The sequence below is a fragment of the Microcoleus vaginatus PCC 9802 genome, assembly GCA_022701275.1.
Classification (GTDB): Bacteria; Cyanobacteriota; Cyanobacteriia; order Cyanobacteriales; family Microcoleaceae; genus Microcoleus; species Microcoleus vaginatus_A.
The window spans coordinates 5,526,761-5,542,917 of the sequence record CP031740.1; the positions used below are offsets into that span (position 1 = coordinate 5,526,761).

The window sequence follows — 16,157 nt, forward strand, 5'->3', positions numbered from 1 at the left end:
TTTCCAAATTCTACATTCCGCGCGGGTAGACTGCAAATTTTCAGCCCCCCGACTTCAGTTTGCGACGCTTTACTTACTCAGTTAAATTAATCGGCAAAGAAACTTTAAATACTGTATTACCGGGTGCCGACTCGACATCAATTTTACCCTGATGTTTTTCAATTATTTTTTTCACAATATCCAATCCCAACCCGCTGCCTTCTCCCGCAGGTTTAGTAGTAAAAAAAGGCTGAAAAATTTTGGGAATAATCTCCGGTTGCATCCCCTTACCGCTGTCAGTAATTTTTACCAAAACGCTGGTATCTTGCTGTACCGCGTCAATTGTTAAAGTTCCTTGATTGTCCATCGCTTGTAAGGCATTATGAATTAAATTTGTCCAAACCTGATTGAGTTCGTCGGGATAACACAGTACCACAGGCAATTGATCTTGATAGTTTCTGACGACTTCCACACCCTGCTTGATTTGGTTTTGATAAAGAGTTAATACAGTTTCAATTCCATGCGTAATATTCACCTGTATTTTTTCCCCATTTACATCGTAACGCGCATAATTTTTCAGGGCAAAGACGACTTTGGCAGCGCGTTCAGTAGCGGTAGCGATGGTTCGGGCGCTTCTGTGAATGCTAGCAAAGTCGTAGGCTGTTTTTATAATATTTTCGCTGTCCGGGTCTTTGAGCAACGGCAAGAATTCTTGCAAATTTCCCTGCAATCCGATATTGACTAAAATGCTAGCAAGGCTGTCAGCATTGTCAATCTCTTCCGACTCTAGTTGCTGCTTCACGGTTTTTTTCAATCCCCGTTTTTCTCGCGTAGATAAAGAGTAAGTTTGTTGGCTGGAACTGTACATCAAACGCAAGAAATCGTGCTCGCGTTCTGCAGACAGTTCTTTAAAAAAAACTGGCAAACTTTCGAGATTGTTATCCAAAAAGCTGGTAATATTTCCAATAGACGACCGAATCGCGCCCAAGGGCGTATTAATTTCGTGAGCAATGCCCGCAATCAGTTGCCCTAATGCCGCCATTTTTTCCGATTGGACTAATTGATTCTGAGTAGCTTGCAGTTGGTCTAAAGTGGCTGTCAGTTCATCGTTTTTCTGTTGGAGCTTTTTTTGCAACAGACACATCGCTAAATGGGTTTCTACCCTCACTAGAACCTCTTCCACCTGAAATGGCTTGGTAATATAATCTACCCCACCCACAGCAAAGGCTTTGACCTTATCTAGTACGTCATTAATCGCGCTAATAAAAATCACCGGAATGTCGCGAGTGCGTTCATCAGCTTTGATTTTTTCGCAAACTTCATACCCATTCATTTCGGGCATCATAATATCCAGCAAAATTAAATCGGGAGGCATACCTTTTGCTGCCGAAAGGGCTAACTCACCGCTAGGTACGGGGCGGACTTTATAGCCCTTGCCATTCAAAATTCCGGCTAGTAGTCGCAAATTAGCTGGCGTGTCGTCAACTACTAAAATATTACCGCGATCGGTGCTAGCAAGGTCGTTCTTCATGTGATATTGCTTGAGATATTAACTTTAAAATTTTGTCGTACTCGAAATTTTCTATACAATTGGCGATCGCACCAGCCGTTACTGCATCCTTTAATCGAATTTGCTCGATCGAGCTATCAATTACATCCATATCTGCATTTAGTATCGCCAGCTTTAAATCTGCTACCAGCGACTCAGGCAATTTCACGAAATCAGTCGCAGTAATTGGGCGAGCGCCATCTTTGATTGCCGATAAATTAGTTTGACCCGGATCTTCATAAATATAGCGCACTCCGATATGTTTGTGCATAGCATCAAAAATATCGGCTTCCCGGAAAGGCTTCCTCATAAAAGCATCGCAACCCGCCGATAAAATAACTGCCCGCTCTTCCTCCAAAACGCTCGCAGTCAGCGCAATAATCGCCGTAGCTTGACCTTTAATAGTACCTTTAATGTATTGCGTAGCTTCGTAGCCGTCCATCACAGGCATTCTCATGTCCATCCAAATTAGATGCGGTTCCCAACTATCCCAAATCTCAATAGCTTCTTGACCGTTAGTAGCTTCTTTTAGTTCAAAACCCAGAGGATAGAGGAGTTTAATTAACAGTTGGCGGTTGAGCAGTTTATCGTCTACTATCAAAATTCGATAGGTGTGTTGGTTGGGAACTAGGGCAATAATATTCCGGCTGGGTTTTGGGCTTTCAATATCAGCCGCATCGACCGCAATAACTTGAATGTCAAACTTAAAATTAGTTCCCTTACCCACAGCAGAAGAGACGCTCATTTGGCCGCCCATTAATTCCACAAATTTGCGGCTGATTGGCAATCCCAAGCCTGTACCTTCTTGCGAATCTTTGCCTGTCTTGGTTTGCACGAAAGGTTCAAAAAGAGCGTCTAATTCATTGGTAGCAATACCGCAACCAGTATCTTCAACTTCAAAATGAAGGAAGAAGGAAGAGGTAGAAGCTGAATCGTCATTTTGCGTGGCAATAACCTGGTTTTTCGAGTGACTTAGTTGAGATATTTTAAGACCATTACTTGCTGAAAATTCTGTATTTGGTGATACTTCGGAGTGAGCAAAATTTTCCCCTTCTGCCTGCTGAATTCTACCTAATGACTGCTTGCTAACTCTGACGGTTACACCCCCCTCATGGGTAAATTTAAGAGAGTTATTGAGCAGATTAATTAAGATTTGCCGCAACTTTACCTCGTCGGCTTCTACATATTGCGGCACCTCTGGACTGCGGTCAAAAACTAACTGCAACTGCTTGTCATCTGCTTTGAGTTCAAACATATCTTCCAAGTCGTTTAGCAGGCGATAGAGGTCAAATTTTTTGAGATTGAGGGTGGTGCGCCCGGATTCAATTTTAGATAAATCGAGCACGTTATTAATTAGGGTGAGCAGGTGTTCTCCGCTGCTGCTAATTATGCTAATGTTTTCTTGATGTTCTGGGCATAGAGTTTGGCTGCGAGTCATCAGTTGGGAAAAGCCCATAATTGCATTGAGAGGCGATCGCAATTCGTGGCTCATGTTAGCAAGAAATGTGCTTTTAGCTTGATTCGCTACTTCCGCTTTGTCTTTAGCTACAGCCAATTCTGCCGTCCGCTCTTGCACTCGCTGTTCTAAAGTTTCAAAAGATTGTTGCAGTTGTTGAGCCATGCTGTTAAATGACTTGGCTAATTCCCCCAATTCGTCGGAGCGTTCACTTTCTACGGTTGTGTCCCATTCACCTTTAGCAATATTTTTTGCTGCTATATTTAAGCTCAAAATAGGATTTGTCACCCACTGAGAAGTCAGAATGCCAATCCCCACAGCTACTCCTAAAGCTGCGAAACAAAGCAAAACCGCTGTGCGGGTATTGGCATCGATTTCTGCGGTGAAATCAGCTTCGGGAACAACTACGACAATCAGCCAGTCTAAACCTTTGCCATCTTGGAACGGCAGGACTTTTAAAAATTGTCGCTTGTGATTTATTTCAAAGCTCAATAACTCCGATTTTTTAATTAGGTGTAATTTTTGATACTGTGCAGTTAAATATTTAGCTGTAGAGCGAGTAAAAGGGTTGCGGCTTTCTTCCACTTTAAACAATTGCCTTTCATTACCTTTAGTGCGAAACGGTTTTTCTGAGGTGGAAGTTGCTAACAAAGTCCCCTGGCGATCTATAATAAATGTTTGACCGGACTTGCCGACTTTGAGACTGTGGAGAAATATTCCAAGATGATCGAGACGCAAAGCAGCAAATAATCCTCCTTCTAGCTTGTTTTTGTCGCTGTATACGGGTTGGATAGCGCTGATAATTAAGGTCGGCTCTAGTAAGGAAATATAAACCGAACTCCAAGTAGGTTGACCGACTCTTACGGCTTTTTTGTAGGCAGTATTTTGCCGATTATCAAAGTTTTTGACAACGGTGGCAACAGTAGTGCGATCGCCTCGCTCGTTCGTGTTGTAAGAATAAAAATTTAACCCAGTAGATTTTTCTATCACATTCATCGTGCGGGAGCCGTTAGAAAGTTGTTCACCGGATCTATAATCTCCCTTCTCGTTGCCAACCGAGGTAAAATTGATATAGGGATATAATTGTACTTGTCGCCAAAGATATTTCTCCCAAGCTGATAAGTTTTCCATTTTTAACAAGCCGAGCTTGACAGCATCCAGCTTGCTTTGATTGATTTGATGGGGAGTTGTCAGGTAAACTTGCAGGTTTTGCTCGACACGCAAACTCACCTCGCTCATTAACTGACTGGCAAGGTTATTAACTGCTTTTTGTCCGTTTCTAAAAGACAGATATCCTACGAGTCCCACGGCTCCCACGATTTGCAGTACAAATGGAACTATGAGAACAGTTCGCAGGGGTAATTTGTCTAAAAGTTTAGAAACCATAAGATTGAGAGGTTTGGTGAACTTAGTCTAGAACCGTATTTGCACAACCGGTCTTAATAGCAGCACCATTTATTTACTGCCGCTTAGCTAGGGGGAATTGATGCGGGCGATTTTAGCTGTGGTAGATGCTCGACCCCGATCGAATCTGAACCTAATGTTTACTCGATTAAAATCTATTATTTTACCCATTGTCGTATTATTGTTACCATTTAGGTAAAAGTTGCAGTCTCTGGCTTCGAGCACAGCCTGATATTCGATCGCGCGGGCGAGTTGAACCCGCATGGCTCAAGCGGTTTGGAGACTGGTCAGGAAATTTGCGATCGGCACTCGCCATTTTCCGCAAGACGTGTTATACTGTAAACAGTCGAGGGCACGTAGCTCAGTGGATAGAGCATCAGGTTCCGGTCCTGAGGGTCGGGGGTTCAAATCCCTCCGTGCTCATTTAAATTTATTGAATGACTTACTTTGAGACACTGGGGACAAATTTTTGTCCTCGGTGTCAATTTTTGTGATTTAAGCGTCAGTATCAAAAATCGAATCGCCACTGTACTCGCATATCGCGGACTGATTGCGCCCCTGTTGCTTGGCACGGTATAGTGAACGATCGGCGATCGCAATCAAGTCAGCCGATGATAGTTCCGAAATCGGAATCAAGTTAGCGATACCCATACTAATAGTAACTACATCGCTCACATCAGAGGTTTTGTGAGGAATATGTAAAGCTTTAATAGCAGCGTGAATCCGTTGGGCCACCGAACTCGCTCCTTCAAGATCAGTATTAGGCAAAATGATGGCAAATTCTTCTCCGCCGTAACGCGCCACCAAATCCGCCGGACGGTACACCACCTCTTGCACAGTCTGAGCAAGTTTGAACAGACAATCATCCCCCATTTGATGACCGTAGCAATCATTATAACGTTTGAAATAATCCACATCAAACAACAAAAGAGAAATAGGTTTTTGTTCCCGGTATAGCCGCTGCCATTCATGCTCTAAGCGGCCATTAAAACAGCGGCGATTAGCAATTTGAGTTAATCCATCAATATTGACCACTTGTTCTAAGAGGTGAGTAGCCCGGGCTAGTTCTTCGTTAGAGAGTGCAAGTTGTTGATTAATTTCTCTCATTCGCGCTTGGGCCTGCTGCCTTTCTGCCAATTCCTTCTGCAACTTCTGAAAAATATCCGCTTGTTTAATGGCGATCGCTAACTGATTAGCAATCTGTTTAACAAGGTCAACTTCAAATTCTTCCCACTGCCGAGGAGCAGAACATTGATGAATACATAACAACCCCCACAAATCTTGTCCATTGAGCAAGGGCGCAACTAAATTAGCAAGAACAGGAAATTGTTTCCAAAGAGCGCGGTAACAGTGTTGAAGGTCAATCTTATTTATATCTTGAACTACCTGGATTCTCCCTTCTTGATATGAATCAGGATATTGTTCACCAGCACACGGGTCGTTAAATTGATTTCTGCTTACCAATTTACATCCTTCGCCTACGGATTCTGAAACAAACTCACCATATCCAAATTTACTGTCAGGAGAGAACTTAAATATGCCGACGCGCTCGGCATCAAGAAACACGCGAATCTCCTGCGAAGCAATCTCAAAAATTGTAGACAAATCAAGAGATTGACGAATGTGTTGAGTAATTTCTTGAAGTAAGATCGCCTTGTCGTACTGTTTCCGCAGAGCTATTTCCGCTTGCTTTTGGGCGAGAATAGCTGCCTCTGCTGCCTTTTTTGCTTTAATAATTTCACCTTCGTACAGGATACGCTGGCGGATACAGAGCAAGATGCAATCGTTGACGAAGCTTCCTCCCTTCTCCCGACGCCTAGCGTTGATCAGCATAGGTATATCACTACCCTGCTTTGACCTTAATGAGAAGTAAATTTCCTCTACTTTACCGTCGAGCTTCAACAGGGGGAAGAAATGGGTTTGAAAAAAAATCCGGCTGGCCATTGGCAGAATAAAGTCCATTTTCCGTTCCCGCAGTTCATCGGTTTCGTATCCGAGTAATTGCAGTAATGTGGCGTTGACCATTAGGATCGTACCATCGTCAGCAAACGAGAGGAATCCACAGGGTGACGTGTTGAGTAGCTCGTCTATCTGGTAGGTCATGTTTGCCATACAAATCAGGTAGTATGAGGTTCACTCAAATACTCCTTAATCAGGTCGATGGTCTCTTCTGGATGACTCAGGTGCGGGCAATGTCCCGTAGCTTTCATCAGCCGTAGCGTACTTTTAGGCAGGTGGCGGTGGAGATAATGCCCTACCTCGGTGGGAGCTACCATGTCCTCACTACATTGCAATATCAGTGCAGGTACTGAGGCATTCGGTAAATCACTGCGATTGTCAGAGTAAAAAGTCACCTCGGCAAAGCGACTTGCAACCACCGGATCGGTGGAGCAAAAACTTGCCTCAAGTTCCTCACTTAACTCAGGACGATCCTGATTCTGCACCACCATTGGCGCCATAAAGCTTGCCCAACCAAGGTAATTTTTATCCATGATATCGAGGAGATCCTCAATATCTTTGCGCTCAAACCCTCCGTAATAATTTGGTAAATCATTGATGTAGCAGGGTGAAGGCCCTACGAAAATCAGGCGATTAAAGTAATTAGGAGCTTGAATTGAGGACACAAGGCCGATCATACTGCTGACAGAATGACCGACAAAAATCACATCCGTCAACGCCAATTCTTCACAGATATCGAGGACATCCTGAACATAGCCATTGAGGTCGCTGTACCGTTCATAACTGTAGGCACTAATATCAGACTGTCCCGAACCTACATAATCAAATAGGAGGATTTTGTAGTCCTTCTCGAAAGCCGGTGTTACGAAACGCCACATATTTTGATCGCACCCAAATCCATGAGCAAACATCATCGTCTGGGTGCCTTGTCCAATCACTTTTATATTATTCCGCCGTAAAATTTTTTGAGTCATTTGATCGACACGAGGATTAAATTGATTATAAGACTTTTGCGCGCTTTTATGAGGATTGCTCATCCCAAAGACTGGTAGACAACAATTCAGGATGTCGGATTAATTGAGTGGCAACCTCAGCACTGACAGGCTGGCTAAACATAATATAACCCTGCCCGATTTCACAGGCGATCGCTTGTAACTATTGCAATTGCGCTGGGGTTTCAATTCCTTCGGCAATTGTGCTCACATTTAAGCCATGTGGGATTACAACTATGGGTTGGGCAATTCCGCGAGCGATCGTAGCGCTGGCTAAATCGCGCACAACTGAGCGATCAATTTTGAGCGACTTCACCGGAAAATTTTTTAGGTTGTTAAAAGCAGCATAGCCAGTCGCAAAATCATCGAAATAAATCCTAATATTATGCTCCGATCATTGGTTCAAAAGATTGTAGGTAATGTCAACATTAAGCATCCTTGCCGTTCCCGTAATCTCCAGCTATAGATATTTTGGCTTCTTATCGGTGCGCTCAACAATGCGATCGCTCTTAGCGATTAAAGTCGGTTGGCTGAGTAGACGTGCAGAGTTGACGTGCCGACAGATTCACCGCGATATTAGGAAGAATTAGTCCTGCTGCTAGCCACTGCTGATATTGCCAGCAAGCTTGCTCTAAAATCCATTTGCTCTTCGGGCAAAATCAATCCAGTTTTTTCGGCGATGGGAATACATCGATGGCGATGAATCCAACCTAGTTCAGGAGAATACCCTCCTACTATAACTCTAACACCAGCAAGGCTACCTGTTTGCCAATGGAGCTGAGGTTGATCATACAGCAAATATTGGCTTTCCAAGCACAATTCAAGAGATTTGCGATCGCCAGGGTATTGGATTTGGCCCCAGGTATTGTCGCTGTGTAAAAACTATAGGTATTGGGGCCGAACCCTTAACGTAATATAGGGAAATATCTGCATTTTTGAGCAAGCTATCAAAATTCATTTCATCTTGTGGATCTAGGGAGACGCCAATACTGGTGATGAGGTGTAAATAAGGATTTTTGATAATAAAATTAGTTTTAATATTTTTGTACAGGAATTCCCCGTGGTTCCGCTCATCTAGGGGTAGTAGAGATAGGCACGACGCGGGACTAAGCTGCTATGCCAGAAAGATTTTCTGTTATGTTCGAGAATCGGATAGAGAGAGGATTTTATAATTTTTGAGATGTCATTGAAATATACAATAGGGACAACAGCTTACCTCTAGATTTTTACCAAAACCTATTTAGTGGGATTGCTATAGCAGAAGGCGCTGATGCAGAAGGCAATAAAAGCTCCTATTTAAGCAATTAAGAACCTCCAAAACATTGTCGCGGTTGCTATAAATCTTCACAAACTCCTCAAATTAAAAAAGTTGGGTTTCCTAGCTCCACCCAACCTACTTTTAATAAAGAATGACTGCTAAATCTCAAATATCCTCCTCGTCTTGGCCTTGCACACCCTGCAGAATCCGCGATAGCTCACTCTTTTCATTAATCGTAATCCGACTCGGAGAACCGCTGATAATCCGTTCGTAACCACGGAACGAATCTTTAATTTGCGGCCCTCTTTCAGTAATCGTGTATTCCCGGATTCCTTTGTCGTGCCACGAACCGCGCATCTTAAACACATTAATTGCCCGCGACATTTCTCCTCGAATCTCTACATACTGCAGCATGATAATCGTGTCAGTAATCGTAGAAATATGCGAGTCCGTAATCGAATGAGCCCCCATAAACTGGTCGCTTGTATTTGTGAAAAACCCGGTTATTTCTTCCTGCTTCGCAAAACCTGTCACTCCGATCACAAATTGCCTGAAAGCATTATTGCTGACACCCCTAGCTAAGGCCGACAGCGAGTCTATAGCAATTCGAGAAGGTTTGAACTCAGCAATTTCTGATTTAATAGTCTGCAAGTGGTCTTCCAAACCTGCAGATTCCGGGTAAGTACACAGCAGCTTTAGCAGTCCTTTCTCTTCCATTTCCTCAAAATCAATGCCCCAAGAATAAGCATTGCGGAACAACTGAGCACGCGACTCTTCATAGGCAAACAGCAGCGCCCGATTTCCGTTCATACAAGCATTCTGCAAGAACTTGCTCACCAACAGCGTTTTGCCGGTTCCCGTTGCACCCGTAGCTAAAATAATCGAGTCTTTGAAGAAACCGCCACCGCACATCTCGTCGAGAGTTTTATCCCCGGAAGAAACCCGCACGTTTGAAGACTTTTGAGTTAATCGCATCGCCCCCAATGGGAAAATATTAATTCCGTCATTAGTCATAGTAAAAGGATATTCGCCCTTCATGTGAGTTGTACCCCGCAACTTCAAAATTTCCATTGTGCGGCGGCGGCGTTCTCCTTCCAATACGTTGCGAACAATCACCACATTATCCGACACAAACTCTTCCACTCCAAACCGCGCCACCGGGCCGTATTCTTCCACCCGTTCCGTCGTCATAACTGTAGTTGCTCCGACTTGTTTGAGGCGCGCAACTAAGCGGAAAATTTCTCGGCGCACCACCGATGCAGCATCGTACTGCTGAAATACGGCGGTCACTGAATCTATAGAAACCCGCTTGGCTTTGTACTTGCGAATGGCGTACTGGATTCGCTCGATTAAAGCAGATAAATCAAAATTCCCTACGATATCTTGACCTTCCGGGTCCGGGGAAGCGTCCAAAATAAATAGCTTGCCTTCCTCGATTAACTGTGCCAGATCCCAACCGAAACTGCAAGCATTTTTAATAATATCTGCCGGAGATTCTTCAAACGTTACGAAAACTCCAGCTTCGTCAAAATGGGTAATTCCATTATAGAGAAATTGTACGGCAAATAAAGTTTTTCCCGTTCCTGACGTGCCACTGACTAGGGTGGTTCTGCCGAGCGGCATTCCGCCGTGACTGATGTCATCGAAACCCTCAATCATCGTGCGAATTTTTTCAACTCCTGCCGTTCCCAATCCTTGTCGTTGAACCGTTTGACTAATTTCATTCATGTCGATTTTTGTCAACTCTCAGTATTCTTTAGTTGTCACTCCTTCACCCCCAATCATGAGTCTTTGTACCCAGCTTTTAGTTTTGGCTCTTGCTCAATAACTAATGACTGCTGACTGCTGACTAATGACCCCCCCAAAAAACCGATACCGTGCCACGTACTCCTGTCGTGGAAAGATAAAAATTTTAGACTTTTGTTCAACCTCCCAGATTCATCTGTTGAGTAATCTAAAATCTAAAATCTAAAATCGTTCGACTGAGCGCGACTCGACGCTTCGACTGAGCGCTCGCCGAACGTTTCACGCCAAATCGAAGTCTTAAATCTAAAATCGATTCACTCTCACCTGATTATCTTATGAATTCAGGTCTTCTTCGCGAAGTTCTTCATAGAGCAAATCTAATCCTATCAGAACTTTCTCGCGATCGGACAAATCGCCAATAATTTTTCGCACCGGCGGCGGCAGGATTTTGGCCAGCGTTGGGGTTGCTAATATTTTGTCCTCTTCTGCTAGCTGAGGATTTTTGAGAACGTCTATGACTTTCAGCGCGTAGACTCCTTGAAATTCTTGTTCTAGGATGTCCTTTAGGGTTTTCAAAGCTCGCACTGAGTTGGGAGTATTGCCCGCAACGTACAGCTTCAGAACGTAGGTTTTCTTCAGAGGACTCATGAACTTTTTTAAATGTTGAGTATTAGTTGCCAGATGTTAGTTGTAGTTGTTATTTGTCTTAAATCCGCTGTTCTTTGTTATTTTATAATAATTTCCGCCTCGCGCTCGCGCGGCCGTTTGTCGGCTCCTTTCTTTTTTGTTAGATTCTACCTTCTACCTTTTCTTTCTTAAATTATGCCGAATCCCTTCTACATTCTACCTTGAGAGGTTTCTTTCGGAATAGATCGCCGATACATCTCGCACATATGAGCGATCGCGTCAATCAGAGTCAACCGGTAATCGAGCAATATTTCCTCGCTACGCCCTTCTATTTTTAGCTGTTTAGCAAACTCGTCCATCAATTCCATGTGAATTTCTACAATTTGAGTCACGGGAACGTCAGCAAAAAAAGCCAAATTCACAAATTCATCTATTTGATTGTTGACCGCAGTATCTTGAGAAAAATAATTCAAAAGGATGTCGCGATAACTCGACTTGAGTTGATCCAAAAACTTTTGTTTCTCAGGTCCCGACAGATTTTTCAAAAAAATCTGGGAATTTCTTTTATAATACACACCTAAGTATCCTAATCGCTCCCGTAATTTTTCCGCCAGCCGCCGCTGCTGTCGGCTGAGCAAACTTTGAGCAGTCAATTGGGCTGTCGCATCGACTGTTACGGATTGGTAATTGACAGGAACCGGAGTTGAAAGTTTCAGAAATTGTGCGATCGCCCGATCGATACCGGCAGCTATTTCGCTCGATCGAGCGAGTGCCAGTTGCACCTCACCAGGGTGATAAAAAAAAGCACAGCTTTCGTCTTGACTCTTGTTTGCGGTACTGGCTACGGCCTCAAAACCATCTGAATATGGTGCTTCGGGCCTGCCATCTACCTGCAGGTGAGGCGAAAAAATCACAGCAGGCAAAAAGAGCGATCGTTCTTGCAGTTTGCCCAGAAGCGATCGCAGATCCCCATCCACCTCCAAAACCAAACAATCAAGGTGATAATTGTGCTTAAGGAACCCCAAAAACTCCACTGCCGACTTAATGTGCGTTAAAGCATAGCGTTCGCCCCTCAAAAGCTCAATCGCAGAGGCTGCGATTTCCTCAGAGCGGACAAAAATACCGATAGAAAGTTTAGGAAGCAAAGCTGTAGGTGCACCACCTAAGTTGCCTGAAAGTGCTGGATCGCTCAGAGTTGATATCTCCTTTACAAAAAACGTAACATTTTAACAATCATCTCAACATTTATTTTAACCAATCTTAACCGCAAAATAAGTGAGGCGCTTCTACCAGAGGAAGAATCAAAGTTTACTCCGTGGTTTTTGTGTCAAGCACCCTGAGCGTGATTTCTGCAATTAAGCTTAAGCCTTAAAATAATTGCTAGTCGCCTCAAATCAGGTGTAGGCATCGAACTCCCAGGTCTCGGTGCAGCTCCCGGGCCTGATAGAGAACTGATATAAAACAAATAAGATACACAAATCCGCAGCTACATTGAGAATCAAAAATATTACTGCTCTCGCGAGCAGACTCTCAGGTTTGTTATGCCACTCACCAGCCCCAGTATCAAAAATTTTATCGAGCCAGTGCCGCTGTGCCTCCAAACAGCAGCGCTAGAATCGCTGCAGTCAATTTTCAGATCCTGCAACTGCGATCGAGTCGCAGTAGTCAACGAACAGCTACAGCCGGTGGGATTAGTTTACCTCCGCAGCCTTTGGGCCCGCGCGACCGATCGCACAAACGACGGGCAGCAACCTTTGTCAGAAAGCCCGATCGCGATCGAACCAGTCAGGGCATTACCCGCCACTATGAGCGTCAGCGAATTCTGGCAGTACCTGCAAACAGAGGAACAGAACACCCCAGCCCGACCAAACCGCCAAACCGCCGGCATTTCATCAAACAACCCGATCGCCCTTACAGATGCCAGTGGTCAATTTTTAGGAATGCTAGACAGCCTGAGCCTGCTGCAATTCGCCGCACTTAACAGCAGCTCGCTCTGCAGCCTCACAGAGTCGGCCACAGCCGTCAAAGAAATCGAATTAAAGCCGGTGTGCGAAGCCATCGCCACGGTCCTAGAAGCTCAAGTGCGCTTTCTAGAAGCAGGATTGAAACCTTCGGAAAACCTAAACTCCCTAGTCCAACTGTTGGAAAAACTGCCCCTGCCCCTGAGATTGCAAACCCCTACCGCACAAATAGTCAGCCAAAACGCAGCTTGGCGGATTTTGCTCGGATCAGGCCCAGAACCAGTTCCAGAACCAGCAGCAAATTTGGGTAAACACTCGCCCCGCAAACCAAGCCATTTAACAAGCGAATACAAGAGCGTGCAGTTAGAGGCCATCACCAAAGAATGCAGGAGCCTAGTAGGAGCAAGTAGATCGGACGATCGCGATTCAACCGCAGCCACCAGTTGCCCGCTGCCCCTGTACGCTGCTGCCTCGCCCTCAACCTTAACCGCTCCAGCTTGGTGCCCCACCGCCGGCAAACCAGACACCTACATTTGCGAGTGCCCCGTACAAAAAGGGCAAGAACGGATCTGGCAATTTGTCAAACAACCGCTCTCAGGCCAGCTAATTTTAGTAATGGGACAAGATGTCACCGAAGAACATTTAGTCGCCAAAGAACTAGCAGCGAAAAACGCAGATTTAATCCACCTCAACCGACTAAAAGACGAATTTTTATCCTGCATCAGCCACGAACTAAAAACCCCGCTCACCGCCGTCCTAGGTTTGTCCAGCCTCCTCAAAGATAAATTGATCGGAGAACTCAACGACCGCCAAACACGCTACGCCAAACTAATCCATAAAAGCGGGCGGCATTTGATGACAATTGTTAACGATATATTAGACTTGACCCGGATGGAAACCGGGCAGCTAGAACTAATTCCCGAAGCAGTCGAAATAGCATCAACCTGCCAAAGAGCTTTTGAACAAGCAAAACAACTGCAACAGCAAGAAGAAAAAAACCCTCCCGCCCCGAGCAAAACGGACGGTACAGCAAACGCAGAACCATCCGCCCAAATAGAATTTACACTCGAAATAGAACCGGGACTGAGCCACTTAATTGCCGACGAACTGCGGCTGCGGCAAATGCTGGTTAACCTCCTTTCCAATGCCCTAAAATTCACCGAACTCGGCGGCAAAATCGGATTGAAAGTAAAGGTTTGGGAAGGCTGGATCGCATTCACTGTTTGGGACACTGGCATCGGCATCCCCGCCGACAAACAGCACCTAATCTTTCAGAAATTCCAACAGCTAGAAAGCCCCCTCACCCGGCGCTTTCAAGGAACCGGACTGGGGCTGGTACTGACTCAACGCCTAGCTCGGCTCCACGGCGGAGACGTTTCGTTTATTTCCTCAGAAAACCAGGGCTCTCAATTTACCCTGTTGCTGCCACCAAATCCTCCCGGAAACAGCAGCGAAGAAGTCCCGGCACCAGGAGCCGCCGAGGAAGAATTATTAAAAACCCCATATCCAACTCTGATCGCCAATTCTCGCTCTCGTTTAGTATTAATAGTCGAAGCAGTTCCCAAATATATCGAAGATTTAACCAACGTCCTCTCGGGTTTGGGCTACCAAGTAATAGTTGCCCGTTCCGGCACAGAAGCGCTGGAAAAAGCTCGCAGGTTCAGTCCCGAAGCGATTTTCCTCAACCCGCTGCTGCCGCTGCTGTCGGGTTGGGACGTGCTGACGCTGCTCAAGAGTGACCCGGATACCCGATCGATTCCGGCCATCGTCACAGCAACCAGAGGCGAAAAAGAACGGGCCAGTGTCAACCGAGCCGAAGGCTTTTTGAGCTTGCCAGTGGAAGAACCCGCTTTGCGGCTGCTGCTGACCGACTTGATCGGCAAAAGTAATGCTAGTAGCGCCAAAGTGAGGAGTTCTTTAACCGTTTTGTGGCTCAGCCCGCAAAACAGTTCCTCTCAAGGTTCCGCTTTACTGCTCAACCCCAACTACTGCCGGGTTTTAGAAGCAGACGACCTCGGCCAAGCAGAACTCGTGGCACGAATTTGGCGGCCCGACGCGATCGTTTTGGACGGTACAAGTCAACTGCAAAACCCCTTAGCTTTTATCGAACAGTTAAGTCGATCTCGAAATTTGGGTTCTCTCCCCTTGGTGACTTTAGACCCCGCAACTACCCAACTGGCAAATCAAGTCAAAGGATTGTCGGTATTTCCCTGTTTAGCCACTAGCAGTCCCGACGACAGTGAAACTTCACCAACCGGGTTAATGCCAAGTGCTTTGTGGCAAGTGATTCAAGTTGCTGCTGGCATGAGTTGGAAGCCCAGCATTTTATTAGCGGACATTTCGACTTTACCCGATTTGCACCGCACTGCTGGGGGGAACCCGACGGGAGAATTGGAACATTGCGATCTATCGACAAATGCCGAGATTCCCCTCCCCAATTCTCAGTTTTCTACTCCTAACTTTCAAGCTTTGATTCAGTACATCCACACCGCAGGATTTCGAGGGTCGATCGCTTCCTGCTGGACAGAAGTTTTGCAGCAGTTGCAATATCAAAGCGTTGACTTAGTTTTGCTGTGTTTGCGAGATGCCCCCTCAGAATCCCCCGCTATGTTGCAGGCGCTATCGAACCTGCGCCAAATGGCAGTAAAACTGCCAATTTTAGTCTGGGATTATCGGTCTGCTGTAAATTCGGAATCCGAGGCGATCGACTTTCTACTGCAAGAAGTATCTGCCAAAATTTTGCCTTCTTCCTTATCGGCAGCACAATTATTAGACAGAATTCAACAGACTTTATTAACTCACTCAAGTTCCTGAAAATGAAGAATTTACCAGGTTTGTAGTGAGGAATTCACTTTTCTCTAAACCTGTAAAGACCAACTCTTATTTCTGAGTGAAAACAGAGTTTTGGAATTCTTTAACGGAAAACCGCGAAGCGTTATTTATTAACTCGTGCAAGTTTGTAATAACTCATAATTTTGCCTATTTGTAGTGAGGTTCTCAGTCGTCTATACAAGAGTGAAGAAAAACGGCTACCCTGAGTGGAAACATAATTTGAGAAATATTTAAATGAAAACCCCAAAGTGTTGCGAGTCAAGAAGCAATATCAAAACTCAAAAATATGAGTTATTATAGGCGATCGAGAAACCCTTATATTTTTTTCTGGGGCTGTACAGTGCCTAATCGCATTCCTTTAATATCTTTGCTACTCGCACTCGGTTTGGGGGCA

At 45.0% G+C, this 16,157-nt stretch carries 11 protein-coding genes and 1 tRNA gene; 2 read left to right on the top strand and 10 right to left on the bottom strand.

The window, feature by feature from the left end; translation table 11 throughout:
• Positions 1–73: 73 nt before the first annotated feature.
• From D0A34_22780 to D0A34_22790, 3 genes are all read right to left on the bottom strand, one after another.
• Positions 74–1,510 carry a hybrid sensor histidine kinase/response regulator gene (locus tag D0A34_22780; protein UNU21293.1) on the bottom strand — a complete coding sequence of 479 codons (1,437 nt, stop codon included), beginning with the start codon at positions 1,508–1,510 and terminating at the stop codon, positions 74–76.
• On the bottom strand, positions 1,491–4,370 hold the full coding sequence (locus D0A34_22785; GenBank protein UNU21294.1) for a response regulator: 2,880 nt from the start codon (positions 4,368–4,370) through the stop codon (positions 1,491–1,493). The genes D0A34_22780 and D0A34_22785 overlap by 20 nt, the downstream gene beginning before the upstream one ends.
• An 87-nt stretch (positions 4,371–4,457) precedes the next feature.
• The gene (locus D0A34_22790) at positions 4,458–4,652 is read right to left on the bottom strand and encodes a hypothetical protein (protein UNU21295.1); all 195 of its coding nucleotides are present in this window, start codon (positions 4,650–4,652) and stop codon (positions 4,458–4,460) included.
• 86 nt (positions 4,653–4,738) lie between these two features.
• Between D0A34_22790 and D0A34_22795 the strand changes: the two genes are divergently transcribed.
• Positions 4,739–4,811, top strand: a tRNA-Arg gene (locus tag D0A34_22795).
• Between the two features lie 72 nt (positions 4,812–4,883).
• On the opposite strand, the gene D0A34_22800 is transcribed toward D0A34_22795, so the two are convergent.
• From D0A34_22800 to D0A34_22830, 7 genes are all read right to left on the bottom strand, one after another.
• Complete coding sequence (locus D0A34_22800) at positions 4,884–6,491, bottom strand: diguanylate cyclase (GenBank protein ID UNU21296.1); 1,608 nt, start codon at positions 6,489–6,491, stop codon at positions 4,884–4,886.
• A 14-nt stretch (positions 6,492–6,505) separates the two neighbouring features.
• The gene (locus D0A34_22805) at positions 6,506–7,321 is read right to left on the bottom strand and encodes an alpha/beta hydrolase (protein ID UNU22424.1); all 816 of its coding nucleotides are present in this window, start codon (positions 7,319–7,321) and stop codon (positions 6,506–6,508) included.
• 181 nt (positions 7,322–7,502) lie between these two features.
• Positions 7,503–7,721: an EAL domain-containing protein gene (locus D0A34_22810; GenBank protein UNU21297.1), complete on the bottom strand. Its 219-nt coding sequence runs from the start codon at positions 7,719–7,721 to the stop codon at positions 7,503–7,505.
• 194 nt (positions 7,722–7,915) lie between these two features.
• Positions 7,916–8,152 carry a hypothetical protein gene (locus tag D0A34_22815; GenBank protein ID UNU21298.1) on the bottom strand — a complete coding sequence of 79 codons (237 nt, stop codon included), beginning with the start codon at positions 8,150–8,152 and terminating at the stop codon, positions 7,916–7,918.
• Between the two features lie 610 nt (positions 8,153–8,762).
• On the bottom strand, positions 8,763–10,325 hold the full coding sequence (gene kaiC / locus D0A34_22820) for a circadian clock protein KaiC (protein UNU21299.1): 1,563 nt from the start codon (positions 10,323–10,325) through the stop codon (positions 8,763–8,765).
• 351 nt (positions 10,326–10,676) lie between these two features.
• Positions 10,677–10,991, bottom strand: coding sequence for a circadian clock protein KaiB (gene kaiB / locus D0A34_22825; protein ID UNU21300.1), 315 nt, complete (start codon positions 10,989–10,991; stop codon positions 10,677–10,679).
• A gap of 188 nt (positions 10,992–11,179) precedes the next feature.
• Positions 11,180–12,115: a circadian clock protein KaiA gene (locus D0A34_22830; protein UNU21301.1), complete on the bottom strand. Its 936-nt coding sequence runs from the start codon at positions 12,113–12,115 to the stop codon at positions 11,180–11,182.
• A 396-nt stretch (positions 12,116–12,511) separates the two neighbouring features.
• On the opposite strand from D0A34_22830, the gene D0A34_22835 reads away from it, so the two are divergent.
• Positions 12,512–15,745: a hybrid sensor histidine kinase/response regulator gene (locus tag D0A34_22835; protein ID UNU21302.1), complete on the top strand. Its 3,234-nt coding sequence runs from the start codon at positions 12,512–12,514 to the stop codon at positions 15,743–15,745.
• Positions 15,746–16,157 lie beyond the last annotated feature (412 nt).

What these genes read in the sequence shown, in the direction of transcription:
- D0A34_22785 (UNU21294.1), bottom strand. Translation starts at nt 4,370, where the DNA reads ATGGTTTCTAAACTTTTAGACAAATTACCCCTGCGAACTGTTCTCATA.
- D0A34_22835 (UNU21302.1), top strand. Translation starts at nt 12,512, where the DNA reads ATGCCACTCACCAGCCCCAGTATCAAAAATTTTATCGAGCCAGTGCCG.
- kaiB (UNU21300.1), bottom strand. Translation starts at nt 10,991, where the DNA reads ATGAGTCCTCTGAAGAAAACCTACGTTCTGAAGCTGTACGTTGCGGGC.
- D0A34_22805 (UNU22424.1), bottom strand. Translation starts at nt 7,321, where the DNA reads ATGACTCAAAAAATTTTACGGCGGAATAATATAAAAGTGATTGGACAA.
- D0A34_22790 (UNU21295.1), bottom strand. Translation starts at nt 4,652, where the DNA reads ATGCGGGTTCAACTCGCCCGCGCGATCGAATATCAGGCTGTGCTCGAA.
- D0A34_22800 (UNU21296.1), bottom strand. Translation starts at nt 6,491, where the DNA reads ATGACCTACCAGATAGACGAGCTACTCAACACGTCACCCTGTGGATTC.
- kaiC (UNU21299.1), bottom strand. Translation starts at nt 10,325, where the DNA reads ATGAATGAAATTAGTCAAACGGTTCAACGACAAGGATTGGGAACGGCA.
- D0A34_22780 (UNU21293.1), bottom strand. Translation starts at nt 1,510, where the DNA reads ATGAAGAACGACCTTGCTAGCACCGATCGCGGTAATATTTTAGTAGTT.